Source organism: Prosthecobacter sp. (genome assembly GCF_044378005.1).
Classification (GTDB): Bacteria; Verrucomicrobiota; Verrucomicrobiia; order Verrucomicrobiales; family Verrucomicrobiaceae; genus Prosthecobacter.
The window spans coordinates 1-23,238 of sequence record NZ_JBILYB010000015.1 but is presented as its reverse complement, the minus strand read 5'-3'; the positions used below and the strand labels follow the sequence as shown (position 1 = coordinate 23,238).

Here is a 23,238-nt window from a genome sequence, read left to right as displayed (position 1 = left end):
GAACGCGGCCTAGCCTCGCGGCGCTTTGATTTCTCTCGACGACTCTTCCGCCAACTGGAACCGCCGGTTCTGGGCACTGCTAGCCGGTGTCTTCCTCTTTCGCGTGCTCTTCACGCTCTTCTTCTGCGCTCACGCCGACCTCGCTGGCGATGAAGCCTACTACTGGGACTGGGGCCGCCAGCCGGACTGGGGCTACTACAGCAAGCCACCGATGATCGGCTGGCTCATGGGCATTGTGGGTTGGATGACCGGAGCCTGTGACATCGGCATCCGTCTCTGCGCGCTGACGCTCGGCACCCTGACCATGGCCGTGGTCTTCCTGCTCATGCGGCGGCTCTACGATGCACGCACGGGCTTCATCGCCGCACTCGTGGTGCTGCTGACTCCGGCGAACACGGGGTTAAATCTCTTCCTCACCATCGATGCACCTCTGCTGCTCTGCTGGTCGCTGGCGCTGCTGCTGTTCTGGCTGGCGGTGGAAAAACCCACCTGCTGGACACGCTGGCTGGCGCTCGCCGTGGTGATCGGCATCGGCACGCTGAGCAAACAAATGATGCTCGTCTTCCCCGTGCTCATGGTGGCCTTCGCCATCGTCTCCAAAGACGACCGCGCCCTGCTGCGCAATCCTCGCATGTGGATCGCCATCGTCATCGGTGCCGCCTTCCTGACGCCGGTGATCTGGTGGCAGCAGCAGCACCACTGGATCACGCTGGAGCACACCGCCCATCACTTTAACACCGAGGAACTCGGCCTCGGCAAATGGCTCACCCGCACGCTGGAGTGGCCGGGCATTCAGGCGCTGGTGTATTCGCCTGTGACCCTGGTGGCCATGGTGCTCGTTCTTTGGTTCGGCATGACTCGCTGGAAAACGATGGGGCGGCGTGAGCGCTACCTGCTGCTCTGTTCGGCACCAGCGCTGATCGTCTTCACCCTGCTGGCCCTGCGGCAGCGCATCAATCCGAACTGGCCCGCCGTCTTCTGGCTGCCTGCGTTGCTGCTCGTCGCGGCATGGTTCAGCGGACACCTGCCGCTGGTCGGGATGCAGGCTTGGCGGAAGTGGTCACTGCGCGTGGCAGGTCTCGTGGTCCTGCTGGCGCACGTCATCATCCCCGTGGTCTTTTTGACCAGCTTGAAGGGGCACAAGAAACTCGCCGAACTGCGTGGCTGGCGCGAGACCGGCGAGCAGGCGGGCAAGTTCCTCGACAAGGTGCCGCGCCCTGACCACACCTTTGTCATGGCGCTCGGGCATCGCTACAATGCCGCGCAGATGGCCTTTAACATGCCACAGAACCCGCGCGTGTATCGCTGGGAGCCCTCGGGGCATCCGATGTCGCAGTATGAAATCTGGCCCGGTGTGGAAACCCGCCTCGGCGATGACGGGCTCATCTTCAGCTCCGGCATCGTGAATCCGAAAGTGGCCGAATGCTTCGAGAGCATCGAGAAACTGGGCCTCGTGGAAGTGCCGCTCGGCGACAAGACCCGCGTGTTTCAAGTCTCCCTCGGCAGGAATCTCAAGAGCTGGACGCCCGTCCCCGCACCTCCGCCAGCCAAGCCATGATTTCCTGGGATCTCACGCTCCTGCACCTCATCAACCGCGACTGGGCACATCCCGTGCTCGACTGGCTGATGCCCGCTGTGTCAGCCGTGGAAGCTTGGTATCCGCTCATGGCGCTGGCCGTGCTGCTCGTGCTCTGGCGTGGCCGCGCACGCGGCGTGCTGCTCTGCCTTTGCGTCGGCTTGTCGCTTGGCATCGCGGACGGTGTTATCTCCAATACGCTGAAGGAAGCCATCGGGCGCGTGCGTCCCCGCAGCGCCATCACAGGCGTGACCGTGCGGGATCTCGGCGATGCCAAACCCGCTACCATGCGCCTCTTCGTGCCGCCCACGCAGCGCCCCAGCCAGCCTCGCGGCCTGAAGACAGGCAACTCCTTCCCCAGCAGCCACACCATGAACATGTTCGCGCTCGCCACCGTGATCGCGATGTTTCACCGTCGCTGGGGCATCGCTATTTATGTGCTCGCTGCGCTCGTGGCCTACTCAAGAGTTTATTGCGGAGCCCACTGGCCGAGCGACATCGCCCCGTCCATGGCCATGGGCATACTCGTCGGCTGGGGTGTGACACGGCTCATATTCCGTGCCGCCAGACGCCTCGGGAAATCCGCTCCACCTCCTGCATTCAGTGCGTAGCAGCTAAGGCTTCCCGAGTACTTGCCCGATCACTTCATACGCCTCGTAGCGTTCCTGGTCGGGGAAGTCGTGATCACTGTCTGGGTGGCGGATGGTCAGGTTCCCTTCGACGCCATAAAGTTTGAAGACCGGGGCCGCAGCGGTGGCGATGCGGTCCACGCTGTCCCACTTGAAGTTCGCGTCTTTCATCGGCGCATTCACGAAAACACGACGTGGTGCCAGTGCGGGGATCAGCTCGTAATAATCAAACGGCACGTCCTGCGGGTGTCCGAGGTAGTCGCCCATCTTCAGCATGTAGCGCTCCTGCACCCAGCCCTTGATGTTGCCGCCGTAGTAGTCCAGCACGGAGTCAAAGCCACAACTGGAGACGATGACCTTCAGGCGTGTGTCGAAGACGGCGGTGAAGATGCTGTTATGCCCGCCGAGTGAGTGACCGATGGCGGCAAAACCTGCGTCCTTCTTCACTTCAGGCATGGACTCCAGCAGATCCAGCCCGCGAATGTTGTCCCAGATGGCCTTCATCGTCCCGCTGGTGAAGCCGAGCGCCTTCAGGTCCGGCTGATACTTCGCCAGCAGCGGGTAGCTCGGTGCCAGGGTGATGTAGCCGCGTTCGGCCAGTTCAGAGGCGTACTGCCGGTGCGGCTTTCCACCGAGTCCGACGACGACTTTATGGCCGATGTTGTTCTCCGTGGGATGCAGGCAGAGCACGGCGGGCACGGCTTTTCCCGCCAGCGCCGTTTTCGGAATACAAAGGTAGGCCGGGACGCGGCCGCCCGGCGTGGATTGATAGCTGATCAACCGCCGGACATAGATCCCGCAGTCGGCCTCCTCCTCCAGCTTGAGGTCGAGCGGACAACGCTGCTCTGCGCCGGGCATCGGCCCGGAGACGTTCTGGAAACCGGCCAGGGCCTCGGCGCGTCGCAGCTCCCAGTCGGAGACTTTTTCTGCACGGCGCAGCTTCCCCGAAGCATCGCGATACTCCAGGAGGTCGGTACGGCTCAGGCCACGGAGCGGGGGGATGTCTGCCGCTGTGAGCAGCAGTGGAAAGAGCAGGGCGGCAGGGAGGAGCGTGCGCATGAAGGTCATACGGCTGCGCCAAGGATACTCTTGTCACCCACTCCCATGCTGCTGTCTCGTGATGCATGGGATGCCTTGCAATGCCGCCGTCGCCGCGCCACACAACCACGTGTCAGACACCCCAACCACCGACCGCAACGCCTACGACTTCCGTCGCGGGGCCTTGTGGATGCTTGGCTCGCTCGCTGGTTTCACCGGCATGGCGCTGCTGGTGATGCATCTGGGCAGCACGCGGGCGGTGAGCCCTTGGTGGGCGCTGCTGTTCCGCGCGCTGGTGGGGATAGTCGTCGTGGCTGTGATCTATGGGCCGGGGAACAACGTGAGCTTTCGGCGTGCGGCGACGGGGCGGCTGCTCGTCTCGCGCGGGGTGCTCGGTGCGCTGGGGACGGCTGCCTATTACCTGACCCTGCCCAAGCTCGGCGCAGGCAAGGCCACGCTGATCGGGAATACCTGGACGATCTGGGCCGCCATCCTCGCCGTGCCCATGCTCGGGGAAAAGATGACCTCACGAAAAGTCGTCGGGCTGCTGCTGGCCATCGGCGGCATCGCCCTGATCACGGAACTGGAGCGGGGCGACCTGAGCCAGTTTGGTCGATATGAAGTCATCGCTGTGGCAGGAGCGCTCATCGCCGCCTGTGTGGTCGTGGTGATTCGTCAACTCACGCGCACGGAGACCAGCGGCACCATCTTTGCGAGCCAGTGCCTTTACTCCGCGCTGCTGGCGCTGCCCTTCTGCCTCATGGAGCGGATGCCGGGGCTCATGGACTTTGCCCTGCTCACCCTCGCCGCGCTGCTCGCCGCTGTGGGTCAGCTAGGCATGACGGAAGGCTTCCGCTTCCTGCCCGTCAGTGTGGGCGGTGCTTTTCAGATGCTACTGCCCCTGCTCATCACCGCCATGGGCTGCCTGCTCTTCGCGGAAACCTTCACGCTGATGCAGAGCCTCGGGGCCGCTTTCATTCTCGCAGGCTGCTACGGGGTCGTCTCCCAGCCAAAGCTGCCTGCCAAAGCGGGCGGGTAGGCACCCCATCAATTCGGGCCGTAACCTTCGAGATAAAGAGTGTCGAGTTTAGACTTCCCCTTTCGCTTAACCGGGAGAGGCTTTGGCGTGGCAGAGGGCTTGCGGTCGGGCGCTGCAACAACTGTTGTGGCAACGGATGGCACAGCTTTGACGACAGGTGCCTCGGGCTGAACCACGATGGGACGCAGGGCGAGGAGGCTGGCATTGGATCTCACTTCCACCGGCGTTCCGTGCGGTGTCGCCTCAAAGAAGAGCGGTGCCATTTTCGCCAGCAGGCGGATGCAACCATGAGAGGCGGGATAACCAGGCAGGTAGCCCTGATGCATGCCGATGGCTCCATTGAACCGCATGAAGTACCGCATGTCGGCCCCGACGAATCTCGTGCCGGGAGGTGCTTTGTCTGTGCGGGTGCTGACGTCCTCCACGACGACGTTGCCATATTGATCGACAAACGCGCCGTAGAGGCTGGAGCGGTGATCGACATCTTTTTCGGTCACTCGGAAGTTCCCAGGATGCGTGTCGTAGCCCTCGCGCCCGGAGGAGATGGGGGAGAGACCGACAAGCTGCCCGCCTTTGAAAAGACCGACGCGCTGTTCGTCGAGGCTGATGACGATTTTGGTGGGGCCGCTGCCTGGTTCCGATGCCCAGTAGGTGCCATCGTCAGCCCGCTGGGGTGGCCCATTCTGGCTGGCGCATTGGCAGAGACCGAGGGAGGCGATGAGGCTGAAAAGGAGGTGGGAGAAGCGCAAAGGGAAGTCGGCAGGCATGATGGATTCAGCGGCATCAGAGCGTGCTCCGCAGCAGGAGTCGAGCACGGTTTTCTTTCCATTTTCCAGGCCTTGGAAACTGGACGGATCACGACTATGGATGAGCCATTCATTATGAGCCCCCCTTCCCTCCCGCCGCTGACTCCTGAGACCACCCTGGCCGAGGTGCTGCGCGCCTACCCAGGAGCGCAAAGGGCGCTCTTTGCCCGCTACCACATCGGCGGGTGCAGCGCCTGTGCCTTCCAGCCGACGGAGTCGATCTCCCAGGTCTGCGCGCGGAATGATCTGAGCGTGCCGGAGGTCATCGAGCACATCCAGAGCAGCCATGGCGAGGATGTGAAGCTCCAGATCAGCCCGCGCGAACTGGCCGACCTCATGCGCACGAGCAGCACCGTCCGCGTGCTGGATGCACGCACGCGAGAGGAGCACGAAGCCGTGAAGATCCCCGGCTCCACACTGATGACTCAGGAAGTCGTGCAGGCAGCCTTCAATAGCTGGCCCAAAGACACGCCAGTGATCCTCTATGATCACACCGGCAGCCGAAGCATGGATGTGGCTGCCTACTTTATTGGTCATGGCTTCACCAGCACCCAGTGCCTCGCTGGTGGCATCGACGCCTACAGCCAGGAGATCGATCCCAAGCTGCCGAGGTATCGGGTGGAAATCGAACAGGCTGCGGTTTAAAAGACCAGCAGAGGAGCGTGTCGATCCTGCTCGCGGAGGCGGAAGGCGGGTGGCGGCAGGGTGGCATTGAGCCGGAGGCGCTCCTCCTCGGAATATCCAGACATGGCGCAGTTCCACACGGCGTGGCCGATGATGGGGCAGGGCCAGGGGCAGCGCTGGGGCACAAAGCCACGGCAGCCGAGGGCGTTGTTCACCTTGATGAAAAGGTCATCCACGCAGTAGGGCTTGTTCAGGATACTGCGGCTGCCGACTTCATCCGCGGGAGTGGCGAGGTGCATGTCCGCATCTCCTGAAATAAGGATGACCGGTGCCATGACCCGGTTCCGGCGAAGCTCCTGGACGACCTGAGGACCACTGAACCCAGGCATGCAGACATCGAGAAGGATGCAGTCCGGCACCGTGCTGATGAGGGATGCCAGAAACTCCTCGCCAGACTGGAAATGCTGACTCCTAAAGCCCAGGGCTTCCAGCAGCCGCGCCAGAGACAAGCCCACCAAGGCGTCGTCATCGACGATGGCAATGAGGGGTGAAGGCGCGCTGAAATGCATGGATGAATATGAATCAGCAGAAACCCTGCGCAAGGCAATGCTAACCAAAAAAGTGATGCACTACGATCTACTCACTGATGCAAACCATCCTGCCTAAGCCGGGCCGCCATGTTCACAAGATCCGCCAGGGATTCGGCCTGCATCTTTGCCATCACACGGCCACGGTGGATCTTGATGGTTTTTTCACTGGCACCGAGCTGCGCTGCGACCTGCTTGTTCAGCAGACCAGTCACGACGAGGGCATAAACCTCACGTTCCCGTGGAGAGAGTGTGCGGTAGCGCAAAAGGAGGAGATGGCTCTCCGACTGCTCCAAGTGTCGTGCCTGGCTTTTGATCAGGGCCTGATCGACCACACTGAGCAGCAGTGTGTCTTCCACAGGTTTGGAGAGAAAGTCCACGGCCCCGGATTTCACCGCCTCCACACATTGATCGATGCGCCCATGTGCCGTGAGGAAAATGATCCCCAGGGGGCTTTGGCGCATCAGGATCTGACGTTGCACTTCCAGCCCGTCAAACTCTGGCATGTGCATGTCCAGGATGGCGCAACCGGGAGTATCCAGCGCTGCGGAACGCAGAAAGTCAGCAGGCGACTGGTAGGGGCACACCCGGTAACCGGCTGCCTGTAAAAGTCGTGTGAGAGCCCGCAGGATGGCGGCATCATCATCGACGACATAGACAATGGGAAGATCGGTTTTCATGAGCCTGATTCAGAGAGGCACGGTAACTCAATACCCCAGGTGATTTCTTCGGGCGAATCTTTGCTCACGAACAGATCACCCGCACAAAGCTGCACCTGCGACTGAAGTTGCGCTGATGGGCTTTCGTCTTCCGAAAGAGCCTGGGCGGCGAACTGGAAACCAATCTTGACCCGAGCCTGGGATTGCTGCGTCCAGACCCGGATGTGCCGTAGATCAGAGGGTGATTTTTTCAGTATCCAGAAGATGTCGAGCGCCAGCATGATCATGGCACGGGTGAGCAGCGCGGGAGAAATGAGCAGCGGAGGAAGGTCGTTGCCCAAGTCCGTGCTCAGACGGATCTGCCGACGGACGCTCTCACCAGCCAGCAGGCCGATGGCACTGGTGACGGTCTGATTCACATCCAGACCGGGGATGTCATCACCACCCAGCCCGAGATAGGTGCCGAAGCCTTGTAGCAGGGTCTTCAGACGATCCACCTCGCTGACGATATCTTTCAGGCTGTCCTCAATGACAGGCTGTTCGCGAGGTTCCTCTTTACGGAGGAGACGGAGGGCGGCCAGGGCGTTGAACAAAATCGCTGACACGGGTTGCCGGAGATCATGAAGAAGTGCGGAGGAAAAACCAAGTGAGACTCCGACGAGTGCATCCAGGCACTGGGGCGATTTTGATCTTACATCGGTGAATGCCTGCAAAGGCTCAAGTGGGTTAGGGGGCTCATCCAGCAGCATGGGCCTGCTTAACAAGAACACAGAGGTGCGTCAATGGATGCTTCATGAATGGGCAATGGACCTTCCGTGGGCTATCCAAAAGCAACGATAGGACTTTGGTCCTATAGAAGTCTGTGAGTGTAAGAAATATGGTAATTCAATACATCTAGCTTCACGCAAAAGGTCAATATGCCCGTCCCACTCTTCATCATGTTCCTCAGTCTCGTCGGCTACGCTGTCGTCGCCAGGTTCATGGTGAGTCGGCCACTGTCGCGCCAGAAGAGGTTCGGGCTACTGCTTTTCCCGCTTGTGCCGGGACTTTGGGGGATCGTTCAGGTGGGGGCACTGATACAGACGCAGTCGAACTCAGCATCCGCCACCCCTTTGATCAAAGGTGCCTGCCTGATCGCTGCGATCACGATGGTGTTTTGTGCCGCCTTGATCGCTGTCTTTACCTCGCTGCTGCAGCGCAGCCGGAAGCGTGAAGAGGTCATGGAGACGATGGCGGCGGAACTGCGCTTCGAAGAGGCGCAGCTTCACCTCCTGGTGAGTTCAGTCACAGGAGTCCTCTGGCAGCGCTGCCCTAAAACCTGGCACTACGTCAAGCTGAGCCCTCAGGCGGAAGGCTTTTTGGGCTATCAGGACTGGGAGTGGATGTCTGACCGGTCCTTCTTCCGCGACCGCATCCACTCGAAGGATCTGGGACATGTGCAGTCGGCCTGGAGCAGTTCCCTGGCCGAGGTGAAGCGATACCAAGTGGAGTTTCGGTTCCAAAAGAAGGACGGCACTTACGCCATGCTCCTTGAGGACGGCGTCACTCTTCCAGATGCCACAGGCCAACTCACCAGTTGCGGCGTGCTGAAGGATATATCCCAGCGTCACGCCCAGTCGGAGATGCAAAAACGACTGCATAAGCAGCAGGTCGATGCGGCTCGTGAAGCCGGCAAATCAGAGATCGCGAAGAGTGTGCTGCACAACATCGGCAACGTACTCACCAGCCTGAACGTCAGCGCCAAGCTGCATGTGGAAAAACTGGCGGGCTCACGCGGGGCGAACCTGGGCAAAGCGGCACGACTGCTGAGAGAAAACGAGGCCGATCTCGCCACATTCATCAAAGAGCATCCTCAGGGGAGACGCCTGCCCGGCTACCTGATCACCCTGAGCGATCATCTCGCCGAGGAAAGCCGACAGCTCTACCTCGATGCCATGAGCATGGTGCAGCACATCGAGCACATGCGGGATGTCATTTCTCTCCAGCAGGTGCATGGGCGTGCATCCCAAGTCGAGGAGGCCGTGGATCTGGCCTGCCTCTTCGAGCAGGCTCTGGCTCTTGAGGGGGATGTCCTGCGCGACCACGACATCAAAATCGAGCGCAACTTTGCCGACATGCCGCCCCTGATGCTGCCTAAAAACCTGCTTCTACAGGTGCTGGTCAATCTCGTCAGCAACGCACGTCATGCCGTCTCTGCAACCGGCGTGAAGGAAAGGCGCATCACCCTCAATATCATGCAGCCTCAGACCAGCACTGTGATGATCGCCGTGCAGGACAGCGGCTGTGGTATCAACCAGCACAACCTCCAGCGCATCTTCACCCATGGCTTCACCACGCGAAAAGACGGAAACGGTTTCGGCCTGCACCACGCAGCCCTGCTGGTGGATGAGATGGGCGGTGCACTCAAAGCCCAGAGCGAGGGCGAAGGACAAGGGGCCTGCTTCGCTCTGGAGATCCCCGCACGCTTTGCACCGCCATCTCTGGCGGCCGCCAGCCGGCCCGCCAGCACAGGCCCGCTGCCCAGCCTGATCCATACTACTTCCGCCAAACCTGCCTGAAGACTCCATCCCAACCTGATCATGTATTCCAATTCCCGCGTGCTTATCGTCGATGACAACCCGTCCATCCGGGATGACTACCGGCGCATCCTCTGCCCTTCGACTTCCGGAGTCGAGGAGCTGGAGCAGATGGAAGCGATGTTGTTCGACGAAATGAGAGATCATCAATCGAAGCTCCGCCCAAATTTTCAGACGGCCTTCGCCAGCCAGGGAGAGGAGGCTGAGAGCCTCGCCAGAGCAGCCATCGAGCAGGGCATGCCCTTTGCCGTGGCGATTGTCGATGTCCGCATGCCGCCCGGCATCGATGGGGTGGAGACAGTGAAGCGTCTGTGGCGAGTGCAGAGTGATATGCAGATCGTCCTATGCACGGCCTACTCCGACTACTCCTGGCAGGCGATCGTGGAGCAGCTTGGGGCCAGCCATCGTCTCGTCATCCTGAAAAAACCCTTCGACCCGATCGAAGTCCTCCAGCTCTGCCAGGCCATGTGCATCAAGTGGGTGGCTGAAAGGGAAATGGCCTGCCGCCAGATCGATCTGCAAAGCCGTCTGATGCGGACTTCCCTTCGTGCCGAAAAGATGGCGGGGGAGCTCTACCAGGAGAGAAATTTCCGGACCGACCTCAATCAGAAGAAATCCGACGCAGAGATCATCGATGTGATGTCCGGCCTCGCCTCAAGCATCGCCCATGACTTCAACAACGCCCTCACCGTCATCCAGGGGCATCTGAGTTCCGCGCTGTTGAACCCCTCTGGTCTGGCTGCAAGCCTGCCAATGGAGCAGATGCTGGAGGCCGCCGAGCGCGCATCCCTGCTCAGCCGTCAGATGATGGCCCTGACCTCCGAGGTGGAGATCTCCGCAGACATGCATGTTTTCAATGCACTGCCGGTGATCACCAAGCAGGTCGAGATGATGGGCCGCGTCTTGAAGGAAAAAGTGCGCATCGATCTCTACTACAGTGGCACCGACCACTTCATCTGCGCATCAGAGAGTCATCTGACGCGACTCTTAAATCTCATGGTGATCCGGGCGCAGGAGCAGGCAGCTCGCGGAGGCAGCCTCAGCATCACTCTCGTCAGCCAGGTGCCTTTGGAGGCTTCGAATGGCGTCCGGCAGTTGATGGCTCATTTGTCATTCGACATGGTTCCGAAAGCGGAAGTCTCCCAGATGCTGAAAGATCTCTCCGAAAGCATGCGGCCGGCCGTGAAGCTTTCAGAAAGCCTGGGGGGCAGGCTGCACATCAATATCGGCGCGAATCTCAACTGCATCATGTCCCTCTCACTGCTGGAAGCAGATCCGAACCAGCCTGACGAGGCCATGCAGCGCGTCATTGCCGCACGAAACATGGTTTCCAGCCTCGAGAGACAGTTCACCTTCCTGGTTGTGGATGATGAACGCTCGGTCTGTGACATTCTGGGGTATATCCTCGGCAGCCAGGGCCACCGGATCCTGAAAGCGCAAAGTGCCATGGAGGCTTGGACATTATGGCAGTCAAACCGGGACGGGATCGATCTGGTCATCACAGACATCTATCTGCCGGATGGTCTGACGGGCTTCGATCTGGCAGGATATCTCCGGGCATCAGCCCCAGAGCTGCCCATCATCTACATGAGCGGCTATCAGCCAGCCATGATCACCGCAGGAGAAGAGTTGACGGTGGGGGTCAATTATCTGACCAAGCCATTCGATGTATTGGATTTGCTGAATGTCGTGACGCGAACCTTGGAAACCGAGCCAAGAGTGTCCCGCACACCAGCAGATCCTGCTCCCTTGATGACAATGACAACGCCTCTCCATAACGCCGCTGCCTCCCATCGCTAAAACCTCCCATCACTCCATCCTCTGATGAAAAACTCCCGCATTCTACAGATCAGCCTGATCATCAGCCTCCTCGGCCTCCCCATCACGGGCCGCGGAGCTGAGTCGCTCTCCCTCATCCCGGACTCCGCCGAGGCTCTCGGCATCGCTGGTGGACGTTTTGCCAACCTGCAAGATGCCACCACAGCCAGGGTGGCACCGGCATCCATGATCGATATCGAACAGGCCACCATTCAGCTCAACACAGGCATTTGGCGGTCAGACATCGGCCTGGAGTCAGCCGCCGGTGTCTCCCTGCATAATGACGATCCCTGGGTGTATCCGGCCAGCTTGTACGCTGTCATTCCCTTAAAGAGCAAAAATGTGGCATTCGGACTCGGTCTCACCACACCCTACGGTCTCGGATCCCAGTACTCCAAGACCAGCTCTCTGCGCTACTTCGTGCCCTATGAGTCGAGCCTGCGCACTTATAGCATCACGCCATCCGTCGCGTTTCGGCTTTCTGACAGCGTCAGCGCCGGGCTGGGGCTCGATTTCATGTATGGAGATCTGCAGATCAATCAGCTCTTCCCCATCATCCCCGGCTTTGATGGTGAACTCCGCTTTGATGCCCAGGGCTGGGGTGCCAGCGGCTTTGGCAGCATCCTCTGGAAGCTCACCCCGCGTCAGCGGCTTTCACTGGTCGGCCGCCTCCCCTTACGGCTGGAGATGGACGGCGATCTTCAGGTGCGCGCCTTCGGAACCACCGTCACCGACTTCGAGACGAACATGACCTTCCCTGGCTCCATCGCCCTGGGTTACGGCATCGACCTTACCGATCGATTCACACTGGGCTTTGACTTCAAATGGAGTGCCAACAACTCGCACGATGACATCCCCCTTGATGTTAAAAATGTTGCCCTCCCACAGACAACCATTCCGCTGAACTGGAAGAACTCGATCGACCTCGGCATGGGGGCGACCTATAAGCTGAGTCCGGCCTGGCTGGTGCGTGCCGGTTATCTGTTTTCCGAAAACTCCATGCCTGACAGCACCTACACGCCATCCATTCCAGCGTATGATCGCCACATCTTCAGTCTCGGCCTGGGCTGGCGTGGAAAGAGCAACCGCGTCGATGCCACCTACGGATTCATCTACAACCCGGACAGGACAGTCACAGGCGCAAGCAATGCTGCCTTCAATGGTTCCTACCGTCATCAGTGGCATGTGCTTAGCCTGAGTTTTACACATCTCTTCTAAAGCGCGCCAGCTTTCAGCAAAGTAGTTTGTGTCGAAGCCAAATCACTGAGTTTATTTCGACCCAAGTATGAACGCTGCTTGTATAGCGATGGAAGATTTGGTCAATTCGCTAATATAAGATATGGCCCTTGAAATAGTCCCCCAGACCGCCTCCAGCGGCCCGCTCGCAGGAGATCGCCTGGGCATCATCTACTGCCGAAACAGTCAGGGAGCGGAGGTGCGTGGCACGCTGTTGCGCCTCACACGTCATGTCGCTGTTTTTGAAGTGTACAACCCCTACAGCATCCTCCAGCTCTCGGAGGTGCTCAGTGATTTCCAAATCAGCGTCAATGAACGAACGCTGTACTCTGGACGCGCCGTCATCAGCAATCTCGTCAATGCTGGTATCATGCTCATCCTCGAGGCCGCGCTGGAAGAGGACGGCTGGCGGGACGTGGATGTCTTCAACCCGTTGCGGGATGGCCTCGATCTCAGGGCAGAACTCGCTGAATTCCTCCGGGACAGCACGCGCATCTTCCGGGTGGAGCCTGAGTTCAAAGTCGTGGTCTCGGACATCCAATCCATCCTCACCGACCTGCGGCGCTGGATGGAGCAGGTGGAGTTCGGCGTCCGCTCCCTGCCCACGGCAGATCGCAACCATCTCGAACTCCAGATCATCCGAAACCTGGAAGAGCCTGTGGTACCCGTGATGCTGCCGCTGATGCGCCGCTTCGAGCAGATCGCCGGTGCCATCCCGCCAGATCTCCAGCCCGTGCATCGCAGCTACATCAAACGCCAGCTCCACCCGCTCGTGCTTTGTGCGCCCTTCGTTTACCGTACCTTTGCCAAGCCACTCGGCTATGCAGGAGACTATGAAATGGTCAGCATGATGTTGCGCGACCCCTACGAGGGCAGCACCACTTACGCGAAGCTGCTGAACAAACTCTACCTCGAGATCCCGCCGGTCATCGCCCACCGCAACCGCATCACCTACCTCGTCGAGCAACTTTGTGCAGAGACAGGCCGGGCGCACGCGGAAGGGCGGCGTGCCCAGGTCTTCAATCTCGGCTGTGGTCCCGCGCAGGAGGCGCAGCGCTTTATCAAAGATCACGACATCTGTGATGAGGCAGATCTCACCCTCCTCGACTTCAATGACGAGACCATCGAAAACACCAGCCGCGCGACGGAGGAAAACGTCCACCTTCATCAGCGCCGGACCGGTCTGAGCTTCGTCAAAAAATCAGTTCAGCAAGTGATGAAGGAGTCCGTGAGAAGCTCTGACAGCGGGCGCATGACGTATGACCTCGTCTATTGCGCCGGGCTCTTTGATTATCTCTCAGATCGCATCTGCCGACGGCTGCTGGAGATCTTTTATGACATGCTCGCCCCTGGGGGGCTGCTCATCGCCACGAACGTGCATCCGAGCAATGATTGGCGAAACTGGATGGAGTATCTCGCCGAATGGCACTTGGTTTATCGGGACGAGGCGCAGTTCCTCCACATCGCACCTTCCTCCGCACCGGCTGAGAACATCCGAGTGATCCCTGATTCCACAGGAGTGAATATTTTCCTGGAAGTCCGCAAACCCGTGCATCCCGCATGATGGCACCCGCGAAGACCAGCCTATACGGTGCGGACTCGCAGTTGAGACGAGAGTTTCAGTTCTACGAGCGGGACATCCGCATCCAGAACTACAGGCTGTGCTCGGGACTCGCCTCCTTCTTCATGGTCGCAGGTGCGTCGCTGGACCTCATCGTCTATAAGCTGCCGGGCATGTGGCAGTTTTTGCCCTTCCGCATCATGTCCGCAGTCACATTGCTGTTCATCAGCTTCCTGCTCGGCACGAAATGGGGACGTGAATGGCACCGCACCCTGGGCATCTGCATGTCCGTGCCACTCATGGGCTCGATCGGCTGGATGATCTATGTCATGGAGGGCTACGCATCTCCTTACTATGCCGGGCTGAATCTGGTCATGCTCGGCGCTGCCATCCTGATGCGCTGGCCGCTTTTTGAGAGTGTGCTCGTCGTGCTCCTCACCGTAGGCATCTACTTCGCCGCCTGCTTTTTTCACGGTCCCATTTCAAATCTGAGCCTGTTTTTTAACAACTGCTACTTCCTCTTCGTCACAGGTGTCTTCACCGTCGCTGGCACCTGGTTTTATAATAACATCCGCTTCTCCGAATTCCTCCTCCGCCAGTCGCTCGATACCAAGCATCAGCAGCTCCAGGACGCCAACAGTCAGCTCGAACAGAGCAACCAAAAACTCCGCGAGCTGGATGAGGCCAAGAGCCGCTTCTTTGCCAACATCAGCCACGAACTGCGCACGCCGCTGACGCTCCTCATCGCCCCCGTCGAGACCCTTTTGAGCAAAGGGGAAGGCATCTCACCCACCGAGCGCCATGAAATGCTGGGCACCATGCAGGCCAATGCCATGCGCCTGCTCAAGCTCATCAACACCCTGCTGGATCTAGTTCGACTGGAAACTCAAGCTGTCGAATTGCAGAAAGTCCCGGTCGTCCTCGCCGACTTCATCCATGGTCTCGGGAAAGCCTGCCTCGCGCTCGCCCAGGACAAGCGCATCACCATCGAGACTTCCTGTGCAGCGGACATTCAACCCATCATGGCTGATGTCGAAAAGCTCGAGCGAGTGTGCCTGAATCTGCTTTTCAATGCCCTCAAATTCACCCCTGCCGGCGGGCGGATCAGCTTCAGCGCCCTCCGTGAAGATGGTCACATTTGCATCCAGGTTCGGGACACTGGCGTTGGCATCGCAGCAGAGCACCTGCCTCACCTTTTCAGCCGCTTCTGGCAGGCGGATGCCTCCTCTCAGCGCCGTTTTCAGGGCATGGGGATCGGTCTCGCCTTGGTCAAAGAGATCATCGAATTGCATGGCGGCTCCGTCAGCGTCGAAAGCAAGGTCGGCAAAGGCAGCACCTTCACCGCCCGCCTGCCTTATGAGCCAGCCAATGGCACCGCATCGATTCCCAAGTCCCGATTGAAAGCTGATGGAGAGCCCAGCACAGGAGAGTGGATCATCGATCTCTATCGCCGTGCCGAATTCTCAACCTCGCTGGCCGACACACCTCGCCGTTCTGCCACGTCGAGCGTGCCTCCAAAGATAATCCGCAAAGATGGCAAAAAAGCTCCCACACTCCTCATCGCCGAAGACGAGCCGGACATGATGACTTATCTCTGCACCCAGCTCTCCGCAGATTTCGAAATCATCCAGGCCACCGATGGAAGCGATGCCGTCTCCAAAGCCAGCCAATATCTGCCGGACATCGTACTCTCTGATCTCATGATGCCCTACAAAGACGGCATGCAGGTCTGCCGGGAGTTAAGAGAGCGCACCAGTACGCGCACGATCCCTGTCGTCCTGCTTACCGCGCGCCCGGATGAGCGCACGAAGATCGAGGCTCTCACCGCAGGTGCCACTGACTTCATCGGCAAGCCTTTCTCTCTCACCGAGGTGCGCGTCCGCCTCATGAACCTCGCCGACTCCAACCGCTATCAGCGCGAACTCGCCGATCAGAAACGGCGCCTCGAAGCCACACTGGAACAACTCAAGGAAGCCGAGTCCATCCTCGTGCAGCATGAAAAGCTCTCCTCCCTCGGGCGCATGAGTGCAGGTCTCATCCATGAAATCAACAACCCTCTCAACTTCGCCACCCAGGGGCTTTACTGGCTGAAGCAGATGTCCGGTCGGCTGCCAGATGAATTAAAAGCAGAGTTTGCCGAGACTTTGGACGACATCGACACAGGTGTGAAGCGTGTCGTGACGATCATCACCGATCTTCGCAGCTTTACCCGGCCCAACCAGGAAGGTTATTCTGATTTTGAACTTCAACCCCTGGTTAAAACGGCTCTTCGCTTCTTTTCCCACCACGAGAAGGACGGAGTCTGTTTCGTTGTCGATGTTCCTGAAGGATTGCCGATCCATGGCAACCATGGGCATATCACCCAGGTGCTGGTGAATCTTTTGCAAAACGGCATTGATGCCACCGCTGAGAAGACATACCCGGCCGGAGAAAAGCCGGTCATCCATATCCAAGCCATGATGAGGCAGGACCGCGTCTTGTTATCAGTCAAAGACAACGGCTCAGGAATGAGCCGTGAAACTCAGGAGAATGTCTTTGATCCCTTTTTCACCACCAAGGAGGTAGGAAAGGGACTTGGTCTCGGACTCTCCATCTGCCACCGTATCCTCGCCGACCACCAAGGCATCATCACCATTTATTCCACAGAGGGAGTCGGCACGGAATTTATTCTGGATTTACCAGAAGCATCTTCTTATCGTACCTCCTCGTAGAAGACCACCCTTGTTTACCCCCATTCTTATGCACGACTACAAGCGCTACTGCATCCTCTACGTCGATGATGAAGAGATGTCTCTAAAGTATTTCCAGAAGAGTTTTGGAAATGATTTCACCGTCCTCACCGCCTCCAGCGCCGCTGAGGGAATGCGCATTATTCAGGAGCGTGGCGAAGAAATTGGCGTTTTGCTGACGGATCAGCGCATGCCGGGTGAGAAAGGCCTGCAGCTCATCGAGCGTGCCCGCCAGCTACGCCCGAGAATGGTGCGCATGATGATCACCGCCTATGCCGATTTTGGCGTCACCGTAGATGCCGTGAACAATGGAAACATCTTCCGCTACATCTCCAAGCCCATCCAGGTGGAGGACATGCGCAACACGTTGAAACGAGCCCTCGAGTACTTTCTGCTTCAGCGGGAGCGAGATGAACTGCTTCTGGAGAAACTCTCCGTCGTTCAGAACATGATCGTTGCAGACCGGATCATCAGCCTTGGAGTACTGGCAGCCGGTCTCAGTCAGCAATTGCGCAATCCTCTGGATGCCGTGCGCACCTTCCTTCACCAGACACCGGCCAAGCTGCGCTATGAGGAGCTGGACATGAACCGCCTCAGAGATCCCGCATTCTGGCGTGACTTCCACGCTCAAGTGCTGGCACATGCGCAGCATGTCAGTGAACTCGTCAATCATCTCGACGGTATCGCGGCCGTAGCCGTGCCCCCCGTCGAAAAAGTATCAGACCCGGTGGCGATCATCCAAAAAGTGCTGAAGGCTGCCAAACCCAAACTCGATGAAAAGCAAATCAGCCTGTTGGTCGATCTGCCTTCCGATCTGCCCTCATTACACGTCGAGCCAGCACGCTTTGCTCGCATGTTCGAACTCCTCATTGAAGATCACTTGGTCAATCTTCCCACGGGTTCGACCATCCACTTTCAAGCTCGCACCCAGGCCGTGGCAGGCAGCCCCGTGAGGATCCTGTTCACACTCACCGATGACGGACCTGGCATCCCGACTGACTCCCTCCGTTCGGTATTCGATCCGTTCACTTCCCGCGACGCCGCAGGACAGCAGTTCGGTCTCAATCTTTTGGGCGTCTTCTTCCTCGCTCATCACTACGGCGGCTCTGTCCGGGCCACGGACAACGACGGCAAAGGTGTCACCTATGCCCTCGAACTTCCAGTCACCTGCACACAGTCAGCGAATGTCACGGTAAGCAGTCAGGAGTTTGTCACCAAAGTGCTCGTGAATGATGCCCTTTGGGAAAAGCTGCTCTCTGGCGTTTAGCGCACAGCTAAGCTGTAGCGGTTTCGCGACGCCAAGCGTCAGAATTTCCAATTTAATCGCCCCCTGAGTGTAACGCTCAGGGGGATTTCGTTTATTGACAAGATGCGGATCACAAACTGTGAACCGACAACGGTCTATGATTTGCTGATACCTTTGCACAGGGAAGGCATTTCCACTAAGCGACCATCAATTGGATCCATGAAAATGAGTAGATTTCACATTCGAGGCCGACAAAGCATCTCCATCGCGCTCCATCTGGCTGGTTGACATAATGACAATAGTTATAATAATTACAAATCATGAACAAAGGACCGTCATCTTCTTTGGCCGAATACCAGAAACCCTTCTTTTACAGCCAGCACTTGGCTGGACTGGCTGAATCCAAACCAGAGCTTCCATGTTTGCACCGTGGACAACTCACCACAGCTGAAAAAGTCTGGGATGATGTGCTTCGTGCTGCCACCTGGATGCAGCGAAATGGAGTCGAACGCGGCTCTGTCGTTCTCTTCTGCCTGTCGGCTGACCACGCAGACACCCAAACCCTGTTCATGGCAGCCTCCCACACTGGTGCCACAGTCACTCTCGTGCCTGCCCACGCATCCGAAGCACGCTTGGTGGAGATTGCCCATCAAGTCAGCCCCGCTTGCATCTTCCTGGATGGCGGCACTGCTTCTCTTCATGCACAGATCGATAGCACCCTGACCGTCTGGATGACGCCGGGCCTCTCCAAAGGGAACTGGGACGAGGTCGAACTCGACGAGGTTTTCACCACTCAACCTGCATGGGGGCTTCCCTTCCCAGGCCAGACGGATGATACCGCACTGCTGCTGTTCGATGATCAGGAAAACTCACCGGCTGATATCTGGACGCACCGCCGTCTCGGTGAATTGGCTGCAGACTCCTCTAAAACCCGACTGATGGGTGTCGGCGTACTCAGCCTCGCTTCGTAAGCTTACCACCACGGCGCCGGATGTGGCTATCTTCGCGCAGCACGATGCGACTCCTTCCTTGACCTGGGGCTGTTTTTTGGGTCCAAGTGACAGGACAATGAGGCTTTAAAGTCCCCCTTTTGATCACGTGCCAGAATGTCCCGCATCCATGACATGCCCGAAGATGATCGCCCGCGCGAGCGGCTGCTGCGGCTGGGTGCCGGTGCGCTCTCAGATGCGGAGTTGCTCGCCATCTTCATCAATACCGGCGTCAAAGGCGAGAACGCCCTGCAAGTAGCCCAGCGTCTCCTTCGTGAACAAGGATCACTGCGGAACCTCTCCCGCATCGAGGCAGGTGAACTTGCCCACATGCGAGCCCTCGGCCCGGCAAAAGCCGCCCACCTCGCCGCAGCTTTCGAGCTCGGACGTCGTGCCGAGCAGGCCGCCGCACGCGAAGTGCCACTGGAGAAACCAGAGCAGACTTACCGCTTCATCGGTGCCGAGATGCAGGCCCTCAGCTACGAGTCCGTGCGCATCCTGCTGCTGAACACGCGCCTCTGCCTCATCCGCCATGAAGAACTCTTCCGCGGCACCATCAACGAATCCAGCGCCCATCCGCGCGAAATCGTGACCAAAGCGCTCGCTCACCGCGCCCCCGCTTTCATCCTCATTCACAACCACCCCTCTGGCGACCCTTCCCCCAGTGACGCCGACAAGCGTCTCACCCGTCGTCTCAAAGAAGCCGCCGATCTCCTCGGCCTCACCTTCTGCGACCACATGATCATCGGCAGCCCCGCCGAAGGGCGTGCTTTGCCCTACTTCAGCTTTCGTGAGTGCGGGATTTTGTGAAGCCGCGCCGTTGGCCGCTGTTTACGGTGGTTTGAAAAACAACTGTCAACCATCGTCAACCACGGTAAACAACCGTCAACTTCCTCAGCCTCCATGCTCCTGATCATCGACAACTACGACTCCTTCACCTACAACCTCGTGCAGTACTTTGGCGAGATGGGCGCGCAGATGGAGATCCATCGGAATGACCAGATCACCCTGGAGGAGATCGCGAAGAAGAAGCCTGACCACATCTGCATCTCGCCCGGCCCCTGCACGCCGAAGGAAGCGGGCATCAGTTGTGCCGTGATCGAGAAGTTTGGGCCGAGCATTCCCACCCTCGGAGTCTGCCTCGGCCACCAAAGCATCGGCCATGTCTTCGGTGGTGATGTCGTGCGTGCCGACCGGCTCATGCACGGCAAAGTCTCCAAAATCCGGCATCAAGGACAGTCCGTTTTCAAAGGCATGCCCGAGCCCTTCACCGCCACGCGCTACCACTCCCTGCTCGTGAAGCGCGCCACCCTGCCCGCCTGCTTGGAGATCACCGCCTTGTGCGATGACGACGAATCCGAGATCATGGGCCTGCGCCACAAGGAACTCCCCATCCACGGCGTCCAGTTCCACCCCGAATCCATCCTCACTCAGGATGGCAAACGCCTGCTAAAAAACTTCCTGGAGATGTAGGGGGGGGAAGTCAAACCGTTGACCATCGTCAACAACAGCAAACCACTGTAAACTCCACCCAGTGATGACCTACTTCCTCACCTTCCTCGCTGGATTCATCGTCGGCGTAGCGACGTGGCTGATCTGGGTCGGGCTTCGCTTTGCCGCAGATCTGAAAGCAGCACGAGAAGCCGTGGCGCATTACCACGACGGCAGTGATCACCCCAAAGACATCGCCGCGAATAAAGCCGTGGAGGAATGCAAAAACCGGCTGCGCTGGCAGAAACGAATCAATCCCGAATGGCTGCCGCCTCTCGTGGACGAAGTGCCAAAGCTCGTGCGCGAGATCGCCGCCATCTATCATCCTCAGCATCCGGATCCCCTTCTCGCGCCGGGACTCGGTCAATTTTCCCGCGCCGTGCATCTCGCGGCCTTGGACGTGGCGGACTTTCTCCAGACACGCAGCATCGGCCGACTCGTCGATGTAAGCGCCAGCACCGCTTTGAAAACCTGGGAGATGACCCACAAAATCGCCACGCATGAGACCATGCAATCCGTGGGCAAATGGTACAAGCGCCTGCTGCCCGTTTGGCAGGTGCTGAAGTATAAATCACCCGTCACCTGGGCCGGCATGGCCGTCTCCAACGTCGCAGCACGCACACTGCAACCCGCCTTGATCGACATCATCGCCAAGCGCACCATCGATCTCTACGGAGCTGATGTGCCGAGAAAACCCACCACTCAAACCGTGCCACGACTCGAAATCGGCGGACAAAACCCATGAGCAAGGCAACCAAGCGCCCAAAGCCCTGGCAGTAAGCAGGGTCTTTGGATGATGTGCTTTACAGGAGGGCATCCGCGTCCATTCATGGCCGCCCTTTCCCGACCTACCTGAATGACCACCAAGCTCGATCCCAAGTTCCTCGCCCTTCTTTCCGACACTGCCCAGAAACTCAGCACCCTCGAGATCCAGCCCCGCGTGCTCGCCGACGCCGTCCCCGCGCTGACTGACTCCGCCGCCGCGCTCGCCCAGCAGCTTCTCGACTACTCCGCCCAGCTCACCGCCGCGCAGGAGGCAAAGCTCGCCGCTGAACTCGCAGAAAAAGCCGCCACCATCGCCGCCCGCGAGCAGGCCGCCGCTGAAAAGGAGGCCGCCAGAGCTGCCGCCATCGCTGAAAAAGAGGCCGCCAAGGCCGCCGCCGAAGCTGCGAAAGCCCAGGCACTCGCCGAGAAAGAGGCCTTCCGCGCCGCTGCCGAGGCCGCCAAGGCCCAGGCGCTCGCCGAAAAAGAAGCCGCCCGCCTCGCCAAAGAACAGGCCGCCGCAGAACTCGCGGCCGCCAAGGCCCAAGCCGCCGCCGAGAAAGAGGCTGCCAAAGTCGCTGCCGCCGAGGCCAAAGCCCGGGAACTCGCCGAAAAAGAAGCAGCCAAAGCACGAACACTTGCTGAGAAGCTCGCCGCCATCGAGGCCAAGGTCCAGGCCGCCGCCGAAAAGGAAGCCGAGAAGGCCCGCCTCATCGCCGAGAAAGAAGCCGCCCGAGTCGCTGCCGCCGAGGCCAAAGCCCAGGCCTTCGCTGAAAAGGAAGCCGCCCGCATCGCCAAAGAGAAGGCGGATGCCGAGAAAGCCGCTGCCCGACTGGCCGCCATCGAGGCCAAAGTCCAGGCCGCCGCAGAAAAGGAAGCCGCCCGCGCCGCTGCCGAGGAGGCCAAAGCCAAAGCCGCCGCCGAGAAAGAAGCTGCCCGCATTCTCAAAGAGCAGGCCGATGCCGAGAAAGCCGCCGAGCGCGCCCGCATCCTCGCTGAAAAGGAAGCAGCCAAAGAAGCCGCCGCTGCCGCCCGCGCCCAGGCCCTGATCGAACTCGAAGCTGTCAAAACAGCAGCAGCCGCGCTCAAAGCCAAGCAGGACGCCGAGCGCGAGATCGCCCGCAAGGCCGAAGAAGAAGCCAAAGCCCGCAAGGAAGCCCTCCGCCTCCAGGCCCAGGCCGAGCACGAAGCCAAGCAGCGCGCCCGCATGGCCGCCTCCGTCGCCCGTCTCGCTGCCGAAAAAGCCGCCCTCGAAGCCGAAGAAAAACGCAAAGCCGCCGCTGTTGCTGTCGAGACGGTGTGATCGGAAGCTCTTCGTTTGCGACTCCCCACAGTGGACAAACGGCGCATTCTGGCGAAGTGCGGGCAACCGAATGACACCGCCTTTCGTGCCTGAAATCTTTGCCGCCTGTCTGCGTGAACCCGTCTTCACGCCGCCCACCAGTGCGCCAGCCGACCTGACCCGGGCCGTGCTCAAGCAGGTGAAGCCTCTCGGGCACGAGATCGGACTCTGGGCAGCTGCACATCAATTATTGAAAGCCCGTTTGGAGAAAGGCCGCTTCAGCCCCGAGCTGACCGCCTTTCTGCAAAGCCGCTGGCCGAACCAACTGGCTGATCTCCATTCCGGAGACTTTGCCCTCCTGCTGCGTGAAGGCACGCACGGCTGGCAGCTCATCCGTGGATCTCCCATTTGGCTAAATGATCCCGCCTTTGCGGCACTGCTGCATCTGCCAGCGCTTCGTCCCTCCTGGGCTGCTGACATGCGCGCCAGCCATCTGGAGCATCTCCGGCAGGTCATCCCGCACGCTTGGTTCCTCGATCCCACTCCCGTGCCCCCCGGAAGCGTGATTGCCGGACTGGGCATCCCCTCGT

At 59.3% G+C, this 23,238-nt stretch carries 20 protein-coding genes and 1 pseudogene; 16 read left to right on the top strand and 5 right to left on the bottom strand.

Annotation, left to right across the window (positions count from 1 at the left end; translation table 11 throughout):
• The first annotated feature begins 25 nt into the window (after positions 1 to 25).
• Positions 26 to 1,558 (top strand): ArnT family glycosyltransferase, encoded by a 1,533-nt coding sequence (locus AC6FTP_RS05270; protein WP_497205857.1) that lies wholly within the window; start codon positions 26 to 28, stop codon positions 1,556 to 1,558.
• Positions 1,555 to 2,187, top strand: coding sequence for a phosphatase PAP2 family protein (locus AC6FTP_RS05265; RefSeq protein ID WP_497205856.1), 633 nt, complete (start codon positions 1,555 to 1,557; stop codon positions 2,185 to 2,187). Before AC6FTP_RS05270 ends, AC6FTP_RS05265 begins: the two co-directional genes overlap by 4 nt.
• 3 nt (positions 2,188 to 2,190) lie before the next feature.
• Here AC6FTP_RS05265 and AC6FTP_RS05260 read toward each other — a convergent pair whose 3' ends face one another.
• The gene (locus AC6FTP_RS05260; RefSeq protein ID WP_497205855.1) at positions 2,191 to 3,264 is read right to left on the bottom strand and encodes an alpha/beta hydrolase family protein; all 1,074 of its coding nucleotides are present in this window, start codon (positions 3,262 to 3,264) and stop codon (positions 2,191 to 2,193) included.
• A gap of 109 nt (positions 3,265 to 3,373) precedes the next feature.
• On the opposite strand from AC6FTP_RS05260, the gene AC6FTP_RS05255 reads away from it, so the two are divergent.
• Entirely contained in the window at positions 3,374 to 4,282 is a 909-nt protein-coding gene (locus tag AC6FTP_RS05255; RefSeq protein ID WP_497205854.1) for a DMT family transporter, read from the top strand.
• Positions 4,283 to 4,290: 8 nt separating this feature from the next.
• Here AC6FTP_RS05255 and AC6FTP_RS05250 read toward each other — a convergent pair whose 3' ends face one another.
• Positions 4,291 to 5,049, bottom strand: coding sequence for a L,D-transpeptidase family protein (locus AC6FTP_RS05250; RefSeq protein ID WP_497205853.1), 759 nt, complete (start codon positions 5,047 to 5,049; stop codon positions 4,291 to 4,293).
• A gap of 114 nt (positions 5,050 to 5,163) precedes the next feature.
• On the opposite strand from AC6FTP_RS05250, the gene AC6FTP_RS05245 reads away from it, so the two are divergent.
• The gene (locus AC6FTP_RS05245) at positions 5,164 to 5,733 is read left to right on the top strand and encodes a rhodanese-like domain-containing protein (RefSeq protein WP_497205852.1); all 570 of its coding nucleotides are present in this window, start codon (positions 5,164 to 5,166) and stop codon (positions 5,731 to 5,733) included.
• Here AC6FTP_RS05245 and AC6FTP_RS05240 read toward each other — a convergent pair.
• From AC6FTP_RS05240 to AC6FTP_RS05230, 3 genes are all read right to left on the bottom strand, one after another.
• Positions 5,730 to 6,281: a response regulator transcription factor gene (locus AC6FTP_RS05240; RefSeq protein WP_497205851.1), complete on the bottom strand. Its 552-nt coding sequence runs from the start codon at positions 6,279 to 6,281 to the stop codon at positions 5,730 to 5,732. The two genes, AC6FTP_RS05245 and AC6FTP_RS05240, sit on opposite strands and share 4 nt — an antisense overlap.
• Positions 6,282 to 6,352: 71 nt before the next feature.
• Positions 6,353 to 6,979, bottom strand: a complete 627-nt coding sequence (locus AC6FTP_RS05235) for a response regulator transcription factor (RefSeq protein ID WP_497205850.1) — start codon at positions 6,977 to 6,979, stop codon at positions 6,353 to 6,355.
• Positions 6,976 to 7,563: a sensor histidine kinase gene (locus AC6FTP_RS05230; protein WP_497205849.1), complete on the bottom strand. Its 588-nt coding sequence runs from the start codon at positions 7,561 to 7,563 to the stop codon at positions 6,976 to 6,978. The genes AC6FTP_RS05235 and AC6FTP_RS05230 overlap by 4 nt, the downstream gene beginning before the upstream one ends.
• Before the next feature lie 333 nt (positions 7,564 to 7,896).
• Here AC6FTP_RS05230 and AC6FTP_RS05225 point away from each other — a divergent pair, with 333 nt between their 5' ends.
• The 12 genes and pseudogenes from AC6FTP_RS05225 to AC6FTP_RS05170 form a co-directional block, all read left to right on the top strand.
• Entirely contained in the window at positions 7,897 to 9,516 is a 1,620-nt protein-coding gene (locus AC6FTP_RS05225) for an ATP-binding protein (protein WP_497205848.1), read from the top strand.
• Between the two features lie 21 nt (positions 9,517 to 9,537).
• Entirely contained in the window at positions 9,538 to 11,334 is a 1,797-nt protein-coding gene (locus tag AC6FTP_RS05220; protein WP_497205847.1) for a response regulator, read from the top strand.
• A gap of 24 nt (positions 11,335 to 11,358) precedes the next feature.
• Positions 11,359 to 12,570, top strand: a complete 1,212-nt coding sequence (locus AC6FTP_RS05215; protein WP_497205846.1) for an OmpP1/FadL family transporter — start codon at positions 11,359 to 11,361, stop codon at positions 12,568 to 12,570.
• Positions 12,571 to 12,691: 121 nt separating this feature from the next.
• The gene (locus AC6FTP_RS05210; RefSeq protein WP_497205845.1) at positions 12,692 to 14,152 is read left to right on the top strand and encodes a class I SAM-dependent methyltransferase; all 1,461 of its coding nucleotides are present in this window, start codon (positions 12,692 to 12,694) and stop codon (positions 14,150 to 14,152) included.
• Positions 14,149 to 16,860: an ATP-binding protein gene (locus tag AC6FTP_RS05205; RefSeq protein WP_497205844.1), complete on the top strand. Its 2,712-nt coding sequence runs from the start codon at positions 14,149 to 14,151 to the stop codon at positions 16,858 to 16,860. Before AC6FTP_RS05210 ends, AC6FTP_RS05205 begins: the two co-directional genes overlap by 4 nt.
• A 10-nt stretch (positions 16,861 to 16,870) precedes the next feature.
• The gene (locus tag AC6FTP_RS05200; protein ID WP_497205843.1) at positions 16,871 to 18,145 is read left to right on the top strand and encodes a response regulator; all 1,275 of its coding nucleotides are present in this window, start codon (positions 16,871 to 16,873) and stop codon (positions 18,143 to 18,145) included.
• A gap of 299 nt (positions 18,146 to 18,444) precedes the next feature.
• The gene (locus tag AC6FTP_RS05195; RefSeq protein ID WP_497205842.1) at positions 18,445 to 19,095 is read left to right on the top strand and encodes an AMP-binding protein; all 651 of its coding nucleotides are present in this window, start codon (positions 18,445 to 18,447) and stop codon (positions 19,093 to 19,095) included.
• Positions 19,096 to 19,230: 135 nt separating this feature from the next.
• On the top strand, positions 19,231 to 19,923 hold the full coding sequence (gene radC / locus AC6FTP_RS05190; protein ID WP_497205841.1) for a RadC family protein: 693 nt from the start codon (positions 19,231 to 19,233) through the stop codon (positions 19,921 to 19,923).
• Positions 19,924 to 20,016: 93 nt separating this feature from the next.
• Complete coding sequence (locus AC6FTP_RS05185; RefSeq protein ID WP_497204291.1) at positions 20,017 to 20,586, top strand: anthranilate synthase component II; 570 nt, start codon at positions 20,017 to 20,019, stop codon at positions 20,584 to 20,586.
• 64 nt (positions 20,587 to 20,650) lie between these two features.
• Positions 20,651 to 21,349, top strand: a complete 699-nt coding sequence (locus AC6FTP_RS05180) for a hypothetical protein (protein WP_497205840.1) — start codon at positions 20,651 to 20,653, stop codon at positions 21,347 to 21,349.
• Positions 21,350 to 21,460: 111 nt separating this feature from the next.
• A complete protein-coding gene (locus AC6FTP_RS05175; protein ID WP_497205839.1) occupies positions 21,461 to 22,669 on the top strand; it encodes a hypothetical protein in 1,209 nt (402 codons plus the stop codon).
• A 70-nt stretch (positions 22,670 to 22,739) separates the two neighbouring features.
• A pseudogene (locus AC6FTP_RS05170) lies at positions 22,740 to 23,238 on the top strand (hypothetical protein); the annotation flags it as partial.